The sequence below is a fragment of the Pseudomonas putida genome (genome assembly GCA_041879295.1).
GTDB lineage: Bacteria > Pseudomonadota > Gammaproteobacteria > Pseudomonadales > Pseudomonadaceae > Aquipseudomonas > Aquipseudomonas putida_Y.
The window spans coordinates 869,422-883,488 of record CP047152.1 but is presented as its reverse complement, the minus strand read 5'-3'; the positions used below and the strand labels follow the sequence as shown (position 1 = coordinate 883,488).

General features: G+C 62.3%; 13 protein-coding genes and 1 pseudogene. 6 read left to right on the top strand and 8 right to left on the bottom strand.

Features of this window, described 5'->3' with window-relative positions:
• Positions 1-10: 10 nt before the first annotated feature.
• A complete protein-coding gene (locus tag GST84_04145) occupies positions 11-1,027 on the bottom strand; it encodes a ferrochelatase (GenBank protein XGB11585.1) in 1,017 nt (338 codons plus the stop codon).
• A 13-nt stretch (positions 1,028-1,040) separates the two neighbouring features.
• Complete coding sequence (locus tag GST84_04140; GenBank protein XGB11584.1) at positions 1,041-1,946, bottom strand: TIGR01777 family protein; 906 nt, start codon at positions 1,944-1,946, stop codon at positions 1,041-1,043.
• 186 nt (positions 1,947-2,132) lie between these two features.
• Here GST84_04140 and GST84_04135 point away from each other — a divergent pair, with 186 nt between their 5' ends.
• From GST84_04135 to GST84_04115, 5 genes are all read left to right on the top strand, one after another.
• Entirely contained in the window at positions 2,133-3,119 is a 987-nt protein-coding gene (locus tag GST84_04135; protein ID XGB11583.1) for an NAD(P)-binding protein, read from the top strand.
• 103 nt (positions 3,120-3,222) lie between these two features.
• Positions 3,223-4,191: a DUF1722 domain-containing protein gene (locus GST84_04130; GenBank protein ID XGB11582.1), complete on the top strand. Its 969-nt coding sequence runs from the start codon at positions 3,223-3,225 to the stop codon at positions 4,189-4,191.
• A complete protein-coding gene (locus GST84_04125) occupies positions 4,181-5,080 on the top strand; it encodes a MerR family transcriptional regulator (protein ID XGB11581.1) in 900 nt (299 codons plus the stop codon). Before GST84_04130 ends, GST84_04125 begins: the two co-directional genes overlap by 11 nt.
• Positions 5,071-6,513 carry a deoxyribodipyrimidine photo-lyase gene (phrB, locus tag GST84_04120; GenBank protein ID XGB11580.1) on the top strand — a complete coding sequence of 481 codons (1,443 nt, stop codon included), beginning with the start codon at positions 5,071-5,073 and terminating at the stop codon, positions 6,511-6,513. The genes GST84_04125 and phrB overlap by 10 nt, the downstream gene beginning before the upstream one ends.
• Positions 6,510-7,208 carry an SDR family NAD(P)-dependent oxidoreductase gene (locus GST84_04115; GenBank protein XGB11579.1) on the top strand — a complete coding sequence of 233 codons (699 nt, stop codon included), beginning with the start codon at positions 6,510-6,512 and terminating at the stop codon, positions 7,206-7,208. Before phrB ends, GST84_04115 begins: the two co-directional genes overlap by 4 nt.
• A gap of 63 nt (positions 7,209-7,271) precedes the next feature.
• Here GST84_04115 and GST84_04110 read toward each other — a convergent pair whose 3' ends face one another.
• From GST84_04110 to GST84_04085, 6 genes are all read right to left on the bottom strand, one after another.
• Entirely contained in the window at positions 7,272-7,790 is a 519-nt protein-coding gene (locus GST84_04110; GenBank protein ID XGB11578.1) for an acyloxyacyl hydrolase, read from the bottom strand.
• A gap of 106 nt (positions 7,791-7,896) precedes the next feature.
• The gene (locus GST84_04105) at positions 7,897-8,694 is read right to left on the bottom strand and encodes a glutamate racemase (protein ID XGB11577.1); all 798 of its coding nucleotides are present in this window, start codon (positions 8,692-8,694) and stop codon (positions 7,897-7,899) included.
• The gene (moeB, locus tag GST84_04100) at positions 8,687-9,442 is read right to left on the bottom strand and encodes a molybdopterin-synthase adenylyltransferase MoeB (GenBank protein ID XGB11576.1); all 756 of its coding nucleotides are present in this window, start codon (positions 9,440-9,442) and stop codon (positions 8,687-8,689) included. Before moeB ends, GST84_04105 begins: the two co-directional genes overlap by 8 nt.
• Positions 9,436-10,266: a peptide chain release factor N(5)-glutamine methyltransferase gene (gene prmC, locus GST84_04095; GenBank protein XGB11575.1), complete on the bottom strand. Its 831-nt coding sequence runs from the start codon at positions 10,264-10,266 to the stop codon at positions 9,436-9,438. The genes moeB and prmC overlap by 7 nt, the downstream gene beginning before the upstream one ends.
• Positions 10,266-11,348 (bottom strand): peptide chain release factor 1, encoded by a 1,083-nt coding sequence (gene prfA / locus GST84_04090; protein ID XGB11574.1) that lies wholly within the window; start codon positions 11,346-11,348, stop codon positions 10,266-10,268. The genes prmC and prfA overlap by 1 nt, the downstream gene beginning before the upstream one ends.
• Complete coding sequence (locus tag GST84_04085; protein ID XGB11573.1) at positions 11,345-12,622, bottom strand: glutamyl-tRNA reductase; 1,278 nt, start codon at positions 12,620-12,622, stop codon at positions 11,345-11,347. Before GST84_04085 ends, prfA begins: the two co-directional genes overlap by 4 nt.
• Before the next feature lie 723 nt (positions 12,623-13,345).
• On the opposite strand from GST84_04085, the pseudogene GST84_04080 reads away from it, so the two are divergent.
• Positions 13,346-13,438, top strand: a pseudogene (locus tag GST84_04080) (hypothetical protein).
• Positions 13,439-14,067: the final 629 nt, after the last annotated feature.

Genomic DNA, 14,067 nt, shown 5'->3' with positions numbered 1-14,067 from the left:
CCCCTTTGATTCAGGCGTTTTCACACATATCAGCCAACACCCTGACCCACTCCGGGTGATCATTCAGGCACGGCACCAGCACCAGCTCCTGGCCGCCAGCCTCGACAAACTGCTCGCTGCCACGCATGCCAATCTCTTCCAGCGTCTCGATGCAATCCGCCACAAACGCAGGGCACATCACCAGCAGCTTCTTCACCCCGGCCTTGGCCAGCTCATCCAACCGCGTCTCTGTGTAAGGTTCGATCCACTTGTCCCGCCCCAGCCGCGACTGGAACGATACCGACCATTTGCCATCAGGTATGCCCATGCGCTGCGCAAAGGCCTTGGCCGTAGCCAGGCATTGCCCGCGATAGCAAACCGAACGTACTTCGGCAGGTGCACCGTGGCAGCAATCGGCAGCACGCAGGTCGTGCTTGACCCCCTTCGGAAACAGCTTCTTCAGGTGCCGTTCCGGCAAGCCATGAAAGCTCAGCAGCAGGTGGTCGTAACCCTGCTCCAGGTACGGCCGGGCGCTGGCTGCCAGCGCCTCGATGTACGCCGGGTGCTCGTAGAACGGCTGCAACACGCGCATCTGCAACGGCAACTGCCGCTCGCTGACCGTCTGTTTTGCCTGCTCGACCACAGTGGTCACCGTACTGTCGGCGAACTGTGGATAAAGCGGTGCCAAAGTCACCTTGCGCACACCTTGAGCGGCCAACCGCGCCAACACATCAGGCAAGGCCGGCTGGCCGTAGCGCATGGCAATTTCCACCGGGCCATGGGGCCAGTGCTCGACCATCGCGGCCTGCAGGCGACGGGTCAGCACAACCAAAGGCGAGCCCTCCTCCCACCAGATCGAAGCGTAGGCATGTGCCGACTGCTCCGGGCGCTTGACCAGGATCAGTGACACCAGCAAGCGCCGCACCGGCCACGGCAGGTCGACCACGTACGGGTCCATGAGGAACTGGTTGAGGTAGCGGCGCACATCGGCCACCGAGGTGGAGGCCGGGGAACCAAGGTTGACCAGCAGCAGGGCGTGATCGGTCATGCAGCGTCCTATGTCAGAGGCGACTGGACAGGTTGTCCAGCGCCGATTGCAGATCGTTGAAGCGGAAGGTGAAGCCGGCTTCCAGCAAGCGTACCGGGCGCGCCCGCTGGCCTCCCAGCAGCAAGGTCGACATCTCGCCAAGGCCCGCCTTGAGCAGCAATGCCGGCACTGGCAGCAGCGCCGGCCGATGCAGGGCACGGCCCAGTCGCCTGGCAAACTCACGGTTGCGCACAGGCTCCGGGGCACAAGCATTATAAGGACCGCTGGCATCCTTGTGCTGCAAGAGAAAATCAATCAGGGCGACCTGGTCATCTATATGAACCCAGGGCATCCACTGACGCCCGTTGCCCAAAGGCCCGCCCAGCCCCAGCTTGAAGGGCATGCGCAGGCGCGACAAAAAGCCGCCGTCACTGGCCAGCACCAGGCCGGTACGGACCAGTACCACGCGGATCCCCTGGGCTTGCGAACGCTGGGCGGTCTCTTCCCAGGCAATGCACAACTGGCTGGCGAAATCTTCACGCACCGGGGGTGAAGCCTCGGTCAGTTCACGTTCGCCGCCGTCTCCGTACCAACCTACCGCAGAGCCGGAGATCAACACCTCCGGGCGCTGCTCACGGGTGCCCAGCCAAGCCAGCAATTGCTCGGTAAGGGTGACACGGCTGGCCCACAACAAGTTGCGCCGGGCGGCCGTCCAGGGCCTGTCGGCAATCGGCGCACCGGCAAGGTTGACCACCGCATCAAGATGATCATCGGCCTCCAGCTGCTCCAGGCGGGCGATGCCACGTACCCCGCTACCACAAATCTTCGCCACCTGTTCAGGACGCCGGCTCCAAACCGTAAGCCGATGCCCTTGGCCAAGCCAGTACTGGCATAGATGCTTGCCAATCAAACCGGTGCCACCTGTCAGCAATATATGCATGGCTGTGTCCTCGCAGAGTGCGGCGGTGGTCTATTTTTAACATCAAGGCACTTTCTTGACCCGACGCTCTCGGATAAACATAGGCCAACCTGTTCGCCACACGGAATAACCTTATACATAATTTGTGCATTGTACAGGTTTGCCTGACAGCGTAGTCTGCTCACAGCAAGGTTTGAAGAGGCCATCATGACAGTACCTATCGCCATCATCGGGGCCGGCATCGCCGGCTTGTCAGCCGCCCAGGCCTTGCAGAAGGCCGGGCAATCCGTGCACTTGTTCGACAAAGGCCACGGCAGTGGCGGGCGCATGGCCAGCAAGCGCAGCGAGGCCGGCGCGCTCGACCTCGGAGCCCAATACTTCACGGCCCGTGACCGTCGCTTTGTCGATCAGGTGCAGCAATGGGTGGCCGCTGGCTGGGCCGAGCAGTGGAAGCCTCAGCTGTACAACTACCTTGATGGCGAACTCACCCCCTCCCCCGACGAGCAGACGCGCTGGGTGGGCGTGCCACGCATGAGCGCCATCACCCGAGGCTTGCTCAAGGACGTCACCGTCAACTTCGGCTGCCGCATCGCGGAAGTGTTTCGCGGCAAGCAGTACTGGCACCTGCAGGACACCGAAGGTTGCAGCCACGGCCCCTACAGCCGTGTAGTGATCGCCGTCCCGGCACCGCAGGCCACGCCACTTCTGGCCGCCACACCGAAGCTGGCTGCCGTGGCCGCTGGCGTGCAAATGGAGCCTACCTGGGCCGTCGCCCTTGCCTTCGAGGCACCGCTGGATACGCCAATGCAAGGCTGCTTCGTGCAGGACAGCCCGCTGGGCTGGCTGGCCCGCAATCGCAGCAAGCCCGGCCGCGATGAGCACCTGGACACATGGGTACTACACGCCACGTCAGACTGGAGCCGGCAGCACATCGACCTGCCCAAGGAAGAAGTCATCGAACAGCTGTGGGGCGAATTCGCCGAGCTGGTCGGCTGCGTGGTACCGCCGCCCACCTTCGCCCTCGCCCACCGCTGGCTCTATGCCCGCCCCAGCAGCAACCATGAGTGGGGGGCACTGGCGGATGCTGACCAAGGCTTGTACGCCTGTGGGGACTGGTGCCTGTCCGGCCGCGTCGAGGGCGCCTGGCTCAGTGGCCAGGAAGCAGCTCGGCGCTTGCTCGAACACCTTGAGTGATGCAGAACTATACAAAAATACTAGTTTGCATAACTTCAGCGCTGTGCTGAAATAAACCTGTACAAGATTTGCGTCACGTACAGGTTTATTTTCGGAGGCAGCCATGCACGACCCTTCCGTACACAGCAAGCCACGCATCGCCATCAGCGCCTGCCTGACCGGGCACAGCGTGCGCTACAACGGCGGCCACAAGGCTTCCGACCTGTGCCGTAAACAGCTGGAACATCACTTCGACTGGCTACCCGTGTGTCCGGAAGTGGCAATCGGCCTGGGTATTCCCCGTGACCCGATTCGCCTGGTCGGCAACCCCGAACAGCCCGAAGTGGTCGGCACCCGCGACCCCGGCAAGGACCTGACCGACCCGCTGCGCACCTATGGTGAGCAGATGGCCAACGAACTTGACGACATCTGCGGCTACATCTTCATGCAGAAGTCTCCTTCTTGCGGCCTGGAACGGGTAAAGGTCTATCAGGACAATGGCCACCCGGCCGTGCATGGCGGCCGTGGTGTCTATGCCCAGGCTTTCTGCGCGCTGCGCCCGGACCTGCCAGTAGAGGAAGAAGGCCGTCTGCATGACCCCGTGCTGCGCGAAAACTTCATAAGCCGCGTTTACGCCTACGCCGACTGGCAGCGCCTGTTGGCCGAAGGCCTGAACCGTGGTGCTCTGGTGCGCTTTCATTCGCGCTACAAGTATTTGCTGATGGCCAACAACCCCCAGGCCTATCGTACCCTCGGCCGCCTGCTTGGCAGCATGAGCAGGGATGATGAACCACAGAGCATCGGCTCACGCTATTTCAGCCAGCTGATGCAGGCCCTGCGCCGCTGTGCCAGCCGCGGCACCCACAGCAATGTGCTGCAGCACCTGAGCGGTTACTTCAAGGATGCCCTGACGCAGCAGGACAAGGCTGAGTTGCAGGCAGTCATCGGCCAATACCAACAAGGCGTGGTACCACTGGTAGTGCCACTGACCCTGCTCAAACACCATTTGCGCAAGCACCCAGACCCCTACTTGCAGCAGCAAGCCTACCTGCAACCGCACCCCGAGAGCCTGGGCTTGCGCAATGCGGTCTGAGGACTTGCTGCCCATCGGCGAACTGGCCCGTCGCACCGGCGTCAACCCCGTCACCCTGCGCGCCTGGGAGCGCCGTTATGGGTTGCTCAAGCCACAGCGCACCGCCAAGGGGCATCGCCTGTATCCACTTGAGCAGGTCGAACGCGTCGAGGCCGTCCTGGCCTGGCTGCAGCGTGGCGCGTCGGTCGGCCAAGTCCGCGAGTTGCTCGACAAACCTACCAGCACTCCACCAAAGGGTGACTGGCAAGCCAGGCAATTCCAGCTGATCGAGGCCATCGCCAGCCTGTCACAGCGCGCCCTCGACCAGCAACTTAACCAGGCCATGGCGCTGTACCCGGCGGTCACCCTGTGCGAGCAATTGCTGCTGCCGCTACTCGACATGCTCGACCTGCGCTGGCGCAATTACTTCAACGCTCGGCTGGAGCAGGTGTTTTTCCACAGCTGGCTACGCAGCAAGCTCGGTGCCCGCGTGTATCACGACAACCAGCTGCTGCAAGGCCCTGCCGTATTGCTGGCTGAAGACAGCGAACGCACCTTCAGTCCAGGCTTATGGTTGTGCGCCTGGCTGCTCACCAGCAACGGCTTCCCGGTCGAGGTACTCGAGCAGCCTGTCGCAGGCCCGCAATTGCTAAGCGCCGTCAACGTGCTGAAACCACGCGCCTTACTCCTGCACCTCGGGCCACGCATCGACGACAAGGCGTTGCTGCGCACCCTGCAAGGCTTGCCGGTCCCCAAGCTACTGGGCGGTACCACGCTGGCGCTGCATGAAGCCCGCTTGAAGGCTTTTGAGCTTCCCGACCTTTTCCTGTTCGATACCCCGCAGGCGGCATTGCGCGTGCTTCAAGCCAACGATCGACAGCCTGTAGAGAAAACTCCCCCATGCACCTGACCTGGCTGCGCAGCGACCTGCGCATCGATGACAACACTGCACTCAGCGCCTCCACAGAGCGCGGCCCGACCATCGCCCTGTGGCTTGTCAGCCCCGGGCAATGGCAAGCCCATGACGATGCCGACTGCAAAGTCGACTTCTGGCTGCGTAACCTGAATGACCTGCGCCAATCACTGGAAAAGCTGAACATACCCCTGCTGATCCGCACAATCGAAACCTGGGACCAGGCACCACAGGCGGTGCTCGATGTCTGCCGCCAGCATCAGGTGCAAAGCGTGCACTGGAACGAGGAGTACGGCATCAATGAGCAGCGCCGGGATGATGCCACCCGGGCACTGCTGGAAAAGTCGGCCATCCAGGCACACAGCTACCTCGACCAGCTGTTCTTCCGTCCGGGTACCGTGCTTACCCGCAGTGGCGATTACTTCCAGGTCTTCAGCCAGTTCAAGAAAACCTGCCTGGAACATTTGCACCGCAGCCTGCCGGCCTTGGCCCGGCGAGTGAAGCGCCAGGCACCGTTGAACATCGGCAGCGATCCGGTCCCGCTACACGTAGAGGGATTCGGAACAACCACGCACACAGTGCGCGACCACTGGCCAGCAGGTGAGGCTGAGGCACAGTCCCGCCTGTCACGCTTCCTCGACGAAACCATCGACGACTACCAGCACTTGCGTGATTTGCCTGCCAAGCCCGGTACCAGCCAGCTTTCACCCTACCTGGCCGCCGGCGTGATCTCGCCCCGCCAATGCTTGCACGGTGCACTGGCCTGCAACCGGGGCGAGTTCGACAGTGGCAGCACGGGCGTGCAGACCTGGGTCAACGAGCTACTGTGGCGCGAGTTCTACAAGCACATCCTGAGCGGTTATCCACAGGTCTCCCGCCACCGCGCCTTCCGTGCCCAGACCGAAGCCCTGCCGTGGCGTGACGCCCCGGCAGACCTGGAGGCGTGGGAGCAGGGCCGCACCGGTTTCCCGATCATCGATGCCGCCATGCGCCAACTGCTGCACACCGGGTGGATGCACAACCGCTTGCGCATGGTCGTGGCCATGTTCCTCAGCAAGAACCTGCTGATTGACTGGCGCAAGGGCGAGCGGCACTTCATGCGCCACCTGATTGACGGCGACCTGGCCGCCAACAACGGGGGCTGGCAGTGGAGTGCGTCCACCGGCACCGATGCGGTGCCCTATTTCCGTATCTTCAACCCGATTTCGCAGTCGCAGCGCTTCGATCCTCAGGGGCATTTCATTCGCCACTGGGTACCAGAACTACAAGCGCTCGACGAAAAAGCCATCCATCACCCCATTAAATCGACGGACCTTTTCGGTAATACTGCTTACCTAAGTCCAATCGTAGATCTCAGCAGCAGTCGCCAGCGGGCCCTGGAAGCGTTCAAAGGGCTGCCACGCCGGCAGAATCAGGGGATAACGTCTTGAATAACTCACGCAGTTTCTGGGTTACGGGCGCAAGCAACGGACTTGGCTTGGCTTTGGTGAAGAGGATGCTCGAGGAAGGGCATCGCGTTGCCGCCAGCGGCAAGGATGGCGCTGCACTGGATGCTTTGGGGGCACGCTACGGCCGCCAATTGTTGCGTTTGCCGTGGCAGTTGCATGAAGAACAACAAATCACCCATGCATGCCAACAGATTTGCCATGCCTGGTGTTCGCTGGACGGTCTGATCATCAACACCGGCACCAGCGATTACCTGTCAGCCGATGTCAATGACGCTGAGCTGATCGAAACAATCGTCACTACCAACCAGCTTGCCGCAGAGCATTGCCTGGGCAAAGCGCTGCCGTTGCTGGCAAAGGGGCAGTCACCGCAGGTGATGGCGCTTTTCAACCGTTATTCGGCGTTGCAGCTGTTTGCACCGACACAGGTGACTGCGGGCTGGAACAACTTGCCGCAGTGGATGCGTGAGCAGCGCAAGGCCCTTGAGGAGCAAGGGGTAGCACTGACCATTGTAGGACCACAATCGCTGAAGGTAACGGTGACGTCGGCACAGGCGATACCGGAGGCGTGGACGCCCGACAGTGCCGCAGAGGAGTTATTGCGGCGGTGGCCTCAGCGAGAACCGGAACTGGTCCTGGAGACGCTGAACGTCAGTAGCCTGTGGCCACTGACGCGCTAACACCTGAATTCAGTACTACCCCCTTCGCGGGCATTGCCCGCGAAGGGGGGAATGCAGGTGAACTCAGAGCGCCATTCGGTAATGCAAGCTATAGCTTTCTACACCATCATTGGGCTCTTTGATGCCGGCGTTCGAGTAGTGAATCGCCCGCACCCCAATCTCATGCCCGCCGGCAAAGCGCAAACCAAAGCCGATGCGATCCTCGAACTGGAAAGCCGAACCCAGCTCGTTGCTTTCCAACTCGGTGCTGGAGAACGCCGCCACCCCGATCCCCGCTTCGATGTAAGGCTTCACCGACTCCCCGGCAAACTCATAGACGAACACTGGCGCGAAGGACAGGCTGTGATTGCTCGCGGTCTCGTCGCCATCCCAGTAGGTGTAGGCGCCATCCCAATAGCCGGTCAGCCGACCAACGCTGGTCTGCCACCAGCTCGCATCCCAGTTCGATTGCAGCCCTAGCCGGTAGACCATGGTCGAATCGCCGGTCTGCCCCACCGAAAACGAAACATCGGCAGCTTGTACCGACATCGATTGTCCCATAACAAAGGCAGCAGCCGCTGCCAAGCCGAGCAGTTTCCTCATGAGAAACATCCTTCTTCCTGATGCTGTTGTTAGTGTCCGCCTCATCTCAGGCAAAGCGGTAGAAAGCAGAAGTGGAACGATAGTTCAGCTGGTTTTCACGTTTTTTTCACAACGCAAAGCTTTGCACATCGCCGGACTTATGCCACAGCACAGGTAGGATTTTTCTTAGGATTTCTGGATCAGCGCTTGTCCAGAAGCGTGCAGCGCCAGCCGGGCCTTCGGCCAGCAGATCATTGGCACCCAACAGCCGTCGCAACTGACGCGCCACGGCCGCGCCGGTGTCGATGATGGCCACGTCCTCCGGCACCATGCTGGCCAGCAATGGGCGAAGGAAAGGGTAATGGGTGCAGCCGAGGATCAGCGTATCGCAACCTGCTGCCAGCAGCGGCTGCACGTAACCTTGCAGCATCTGGCGCAACGCCGGGCTTGCAAGGTCACCGGTTTCGATCAGCTCGACCAGCCCTGGGCAAGGCTGGGTGATAACCCGTACGTCATTGGCGAAGCGGTCGAGCAAGGCTGCGAACTTGGCACTCTGCAGGGTACCGGTAGTGGCCAGCACACCGACCACGCCCGAGCGGGTGGCGGCTGCAGCAGGCTTCACGGCCGGCTCCATGCCCACCAACGGCCAGGTCGGATACAACTCTCGCAGGTCGGCCACTGCCGCCACCGTGGCGGTGTTGCAGGCCAACACCATGGCCTTTGCGCCTTGCTCATGGAAGAACCCGGCAATGTGCCGGCAGCGCTCGCGGATATAGTCCGGCGACTTCTCACCGTAGGGTATATGCCCGCAATCGGCCACATACAGCAACGTCTCGTTGGGCAGCAGGCGCTGGATCTCGGCGAGCACCGACAAACCGCCAACCCCCGAGTCCATGACGCCTACCGGCGCCGAGCGCTCAGCCATCGCGCTTGCCACAGACCGTGCACGCCGGGTCGCGCTTGACACGAAGCTCGCGGATACGGGTACCTAGGGCATCAATCAACAGCAAGCGGCCAACCAACGGTTCACCGAAGCCCGCCAGCAGCTTCATCGCCTCCAGCGCCTGCAGGCTACCCACCAGCCCCACCAGCGGGCCAATGACGCCTGCTTCGCTGCAAGTCAGTTCAGCTTCGCTACCGTGTCCGTAAAGGCAGTGGTAGCACGGGCTGTAGTCGCGCCGCGGGTCGAACACCGACAGTTGACCTTCCAGACGGATTGCCGCACCGCTGACCAATGGCTTGCTGGCGGCGACACAGGCAGCGTTGACCGCTTCGCGGGTAGAGAAATTGTCGGAGCAGTCCAGCACCAGGTCGACCGCCGCCACCGCAGCCGCCAGCGAGTCCTCGTCCAGTGCCTGGCGGTGAGCAACCAGGCTGACTTCCGGGTTGATAGCCTGCAAACGCTGCAAGGCCGAGTCGACCTTGCTCATGCCGACGCTGGCACTGTCGTGGATTACCTGGCGTTGCAGGTTGGTCAGGTCGACGGTGTCGAAGTCGGCCAGGTGCAGCTCACCTACTCCGGCCGCGGCCAGATAAAGGGCAACTGGCGAGCCCAGGCCACCCAGCCCGACAATCAGCGCTTTGCTCTGCTTGAGCCGCAGCTGGCCATCAATGTCGATCTGAGCCAGCAGCACCTGGCGGCTGTAACGTAGCAGTTCCTGATCACTCAGCATGGCAGTCGCCCCAGGGTAATACGTTCATGGCCGCCCAAGTCCGTGCGGCTGGCCACCTCGATAAAGCCATGTTCAGCCAGCATAGCGCGTACCGCTGCCGCCTGATCGTAGCCATGTTCCAGCAGTAGCCAGCCACCAGGCAACAGGTGCGCTGGGGCCTGGGTAGCGATCACACGAAGGTCGTCCAGGCCATCGGCACCGGCCACCAGTGCACTGCTGGGTTCGAAGCGCACGTCTCCGGTCGCCAGGTGCGGATCTTCAGCAGCGATGTAGGGCGGGTTGCTGACGATGAGATCGAAACGCTCGCCGGCCAGGCTGTCGAACCAGTGGCTTAGCCGTACCCGAGCGTTGGCCAGACCCAACCGCTGACGGTTGCGCTCGGCGAGGGCAGCAGCCTCCTCCACACGGTCAACCGCTGTCACCTGCCAGGCCGGGCGCTCGCTGGCCAGCGCCAGGGCGATGGCACCCGTTCCCGTACCCAGGTCAAGAACCTTGGCTGGCGAAGCGGGTTGCAGCTCAAGGGCCGTCTCGACCAGTAGCTCGGTATCCGGCCGCGGGATCAGGGTATGCGGCGCAACCTCCAGGTCGATCTTCCAGAAGCCCTGCAGCCCAAGGATATAGGCCACTGGCTCGCCGCCACGGCGGCGCTGCAGGTAGCTGGCATAGGTCTCGGCATCTTCGCTGCTGACGATACGCTCAGGCCAGGTGTGCAGGTAGCTGCGCGACTTACCGATGGCCGCAGCCAGCAGCAACTCGGCATCCAGGCGCTCAGTGGGCGATTCGGGCAACTGCGCGTTGCGCAACAGGCTGGCGATGACAGTCATCAGTCCCCCAAGGCGGCCAGTTGATCGGCCTGGTATTCGGCCAGCAGCGGTTCGATCACCGCGTCTACGCCACCGCTGAGGATGTCGTCCAGCGAATACAAGGTCAGGTTGATGCGGTGATCGGTCACCCGGCCCTGTGGGTAATTGTAGGTGCGGATGCGCTCGGAGCGGTCACCGGAGCCCACCAGCAACTTGCGCTCACTGGCAATGGCGTTCTGCGCGGCGCTGGTCTGCATGTCGTTCAGCTTGGCCGACAGCCAGGACATGGCACGGGCGCGGTTCTTGTGCTGCGAGCGCTCCTCCTGGCATTCGACCACGATACCGGTGGGCAAGTGGGTGATGCGGATCGCCGAGTCGGTCTTGTTGACGTGCTGGCCGCCGGCACCGGAGGCACGGTAGGTATCCACGCGCAGGTCGGCCGGGTTGATTTCGATGGCAGCCTGCTCGTCCGGCTCGGGTAGCACCGCCACCGTGCACGCGGAAGTGTGGACACGGCCTTGGGACTCGGTCTCGGGCACACGCTGAACCCGGTGTGCACCGGACTCGAACTTGAGCTTGCCGTAGACGTTCTCGCCCTCGACGCGGGCAATGATTTCCTTGTAGCCGCCGTGCTCGCCTTCGTTCTCGGACAAGATCTCCAGGCGCCAGCCGCGCTTTTCGGCGTAGCGCGAGTACATGCGGAACAGGTCACCAGAGAAAATGGCTGCCTCGTCGCCCCCCGTACCGGCGCGGATTTCGAGAAACACGTTGCGGCCGTCGTTGGGGTCTTTGGGCAGCAGCATGCGCTGCAGCTGCGCCTCCAGCGTCAGCAGTTGCTCCTTGGCTTCACGCACCTCTTCCACGGCCATTTCACGCAGGTCCGGGTCACTGTCCTTGAGCAGCGCCTGGGCGCCTTCGAGGTCGTCCTGGACTTTACGCCACTCTTTATAGGCAGCGTAAACCGGCTCGACCTCGGCATACTCACGGGAGTAGGCGCGAAAACGCGTCTGGTCGGAAATAACCTCGGCGTCACCGAGCAGGGCGGTGAGTTCTTCAAAACGGTCCTGGAGGATTTCCAGTTTGTTCAGCAGCGACGCTTTCATTGCGGGGATTTGTCCGTGGAGCCCTCGTTGAGGGCAAAGAGTTCCTGGGCCATGGCCAGCGCATCGAGGCGGCCCTCGGCCGAGAGCTTTTTCAACTGCACGCTGGGCGCATGCAGGAGTTTGTTGGTCAGGCCCCGGGCCAGTTGGGCCAGCACGTCTTCGGGGTTGCCGCCATTGGCCAGCAGGCGCAAGGCCTTTTGCAGTTCTTCGTCGCGAAGGCGCTCACTTTGCTGGCGATAGGCCCTGAGCACGTCCACCGCAGCCAGTTCGCGCAGGCGCAGCATGAAGTCTTCGGCGCCCACGGATACCAGCTCTTCGGCCGCCTGGGCCGCGCCCTGGCGGCTCTTGAGGTTTTCCGCCACTACATCGTGCAGGTCGTCGACGGTGTACAGGTAGACGTCGTCCAGCTCGCCGACTTCGGTTTCGATATCGCGAGGGACAGCGATGTCGACCATGAAGATCGGCTTGTGTCGGCGCTGTTTCAGTGCGCTCTCGACCGCGCCCTTGCCCAGGATCGGCAACTGACTGGCGGTGGAGCTGATCACGATGTCGCTGTTGGCCAGTTCCTGTGGGATGTCTGCCAGCAGCACGGCATGCGCACCGAACTGCTCAGCCAGGATGCTGGCGCGTTCCAGAGTACGGTTGGCCACCACGATACGGCGTACGCCCTGCTCGTGCAGGTGGCGGGCGACCAGCGTGATGGTTTCGCCGGCACCGATCAGCAGGGCCTGGCTACGGCCCAGGTCGGCAAAAATCTGCTTGGCCAGGCTGACTGCGGCGAACGCTACCGAAACCGGGTTTTCACCGATGGCGGTGTCGGTACGCACCTGCTTGGCGGCGCTGAAGGTGGCCTGGAACAGGCGCCCGAGCAACGGCCCGACGGTACCGGCTTCGCGGGCCACGGCGTAGGCGGACTTCATCTGGCCCAGGATCTGAGGCTCGCCGAGAACCAGCGAGTCCAGGCCCGAGGCCACGCGCATCATATGCTTCACGGCCTCGTGCTCTTCATGCACGTAGGCGCTGGCGCGCAGCTCGTCGAGGCTGAGGCGGTGATAGTCGGCCAGCCACTGCAGCACGGCGTCGGCGGACAGGTGGTCCTGCTCTATATAGAGCTCACTGCGGTTGCAGGTCGACAGGATCGCCGCCTCGCGGCTGGACGTCAGTCGGCAGAGCTGCTGCAGGGCGTCTACCAGCTGCTCTGGGGTAAACGCCACGCGCTCGCGTACGTCTACCGAGGCAGTCTTATGGTTGATACCAAGTGCAAGAAAGGCCATGCAAGGTCGCTGGTTGTGACGGGAAGCCGATAATTGTCCTCTTTCGCAGGTTTTAGAACAACCACCGTTCGCTATTGTGCTGATAGCGCTGCGGCTATCGCCGCTCGCGGCCCAGCATCAGCGTCGATTTCAGGTTTCACTCCCGCTTTTGATCTTCGCGACTTCAGGAGGCCGGAGAGAGGGGACCCCGGAGCGCAGCGCAGGGGCCGGATGATGGGAGCGCAGCGTTTTTTGGTGGGCTTGCCCCGGAGGGTGTCAGAAATTTTGTGTTCGGGCATAACATGAGTCAGCGTCGCCATCGCAAATGACGGTTCGCCGAGTCAAAACAGACCACTTCGCTTCTTGCTTCTTGCTTCTTGCTTCTTGCTTCTTGCTTCTTGCTTCTTGGATGTGAGCATCCACATCAAGTAGGTATTCATTCGCGAAGGTGGCGCGTAGTCACCTTTCCGCCCTTCCGGCGGGTTACTTTGGTCGTGGCCAAAGTAACCAAAACCGTCGGCTCCCATCATCCGGCCCCTACGCTGCGCTCCGGGGTCCCCTCGCTCCGGACTTGCTCCCGGGAGGACCGCGCTGCAGGCCCCATCCTGGGGCCCAGCGCTTGACGGGCATCCATGCCCGTCACCTCCCTCCGCAAGCCCTACGCTCGGCCTCCTGAAGTCGCAATCTGCGTCGCCTGAACTGCCGCGCGCTCAGAAGCAAAAGCCAAGAGCAAGAGCAACGGCGTTCTTCCAGGTATACCAGGCCGAGGGCAGCCTTGCCGGCGATATCCTTATCCAGATGACCGGGCAGAATCTCACCGAATGCATCGGCGGTGCCGGCCGATCACAGAGCTCGCTTTTCGCTTTTGATCTGGCTTCTAAGCGCGCGGTAGTCCAAGCGACGCAGATTGCGACTTCAGGAGGCCGAGTGCAGGGCTTGCGGAGGGAGATGACGGGCAGGGATGCCCGTCAAGCGCTGAGGCCCCATGGATGGGGCCTGCAGCGCGTGCTCCCGGGAGCAAGGCCGGAGCGAGGGGACCCCGGAGCGCAGCGTAGGGGCCGGATGATGGGAGCCGACGGTTTTTGGTTCCTTTTTGTCACGACAAAAAGGGACCCGCCGTAAGGGCGGAAAGGTGAATTGGCGTCGCCATCGCAAACGGACTGTACGCCTGATCAAAACCGCCGCTTAAGCTTTTGGGCTTTGGGCTTTGGGCTTTGGGCTTTGGGCTTTTGGGTTGTGCTTTCACATCGAGTAGACATTCATTCACGATATAGGCACCAAGTCACCTTTCCGCCCTTCCGGCGGGTTACTTTGGTCGTGGCCAAAGTAACCAAAACCGTCGGCTCCCATCATCCGGCCCCTACGCTGCGCTCCGGGGTCCCCTCGCTCCAGGCTTGCTCCCGGGAGGACCGCGCTGCAGGCCCCATCCTGGGGCCCAGCGCTTGACGGGCATCCATGCCCGTCAC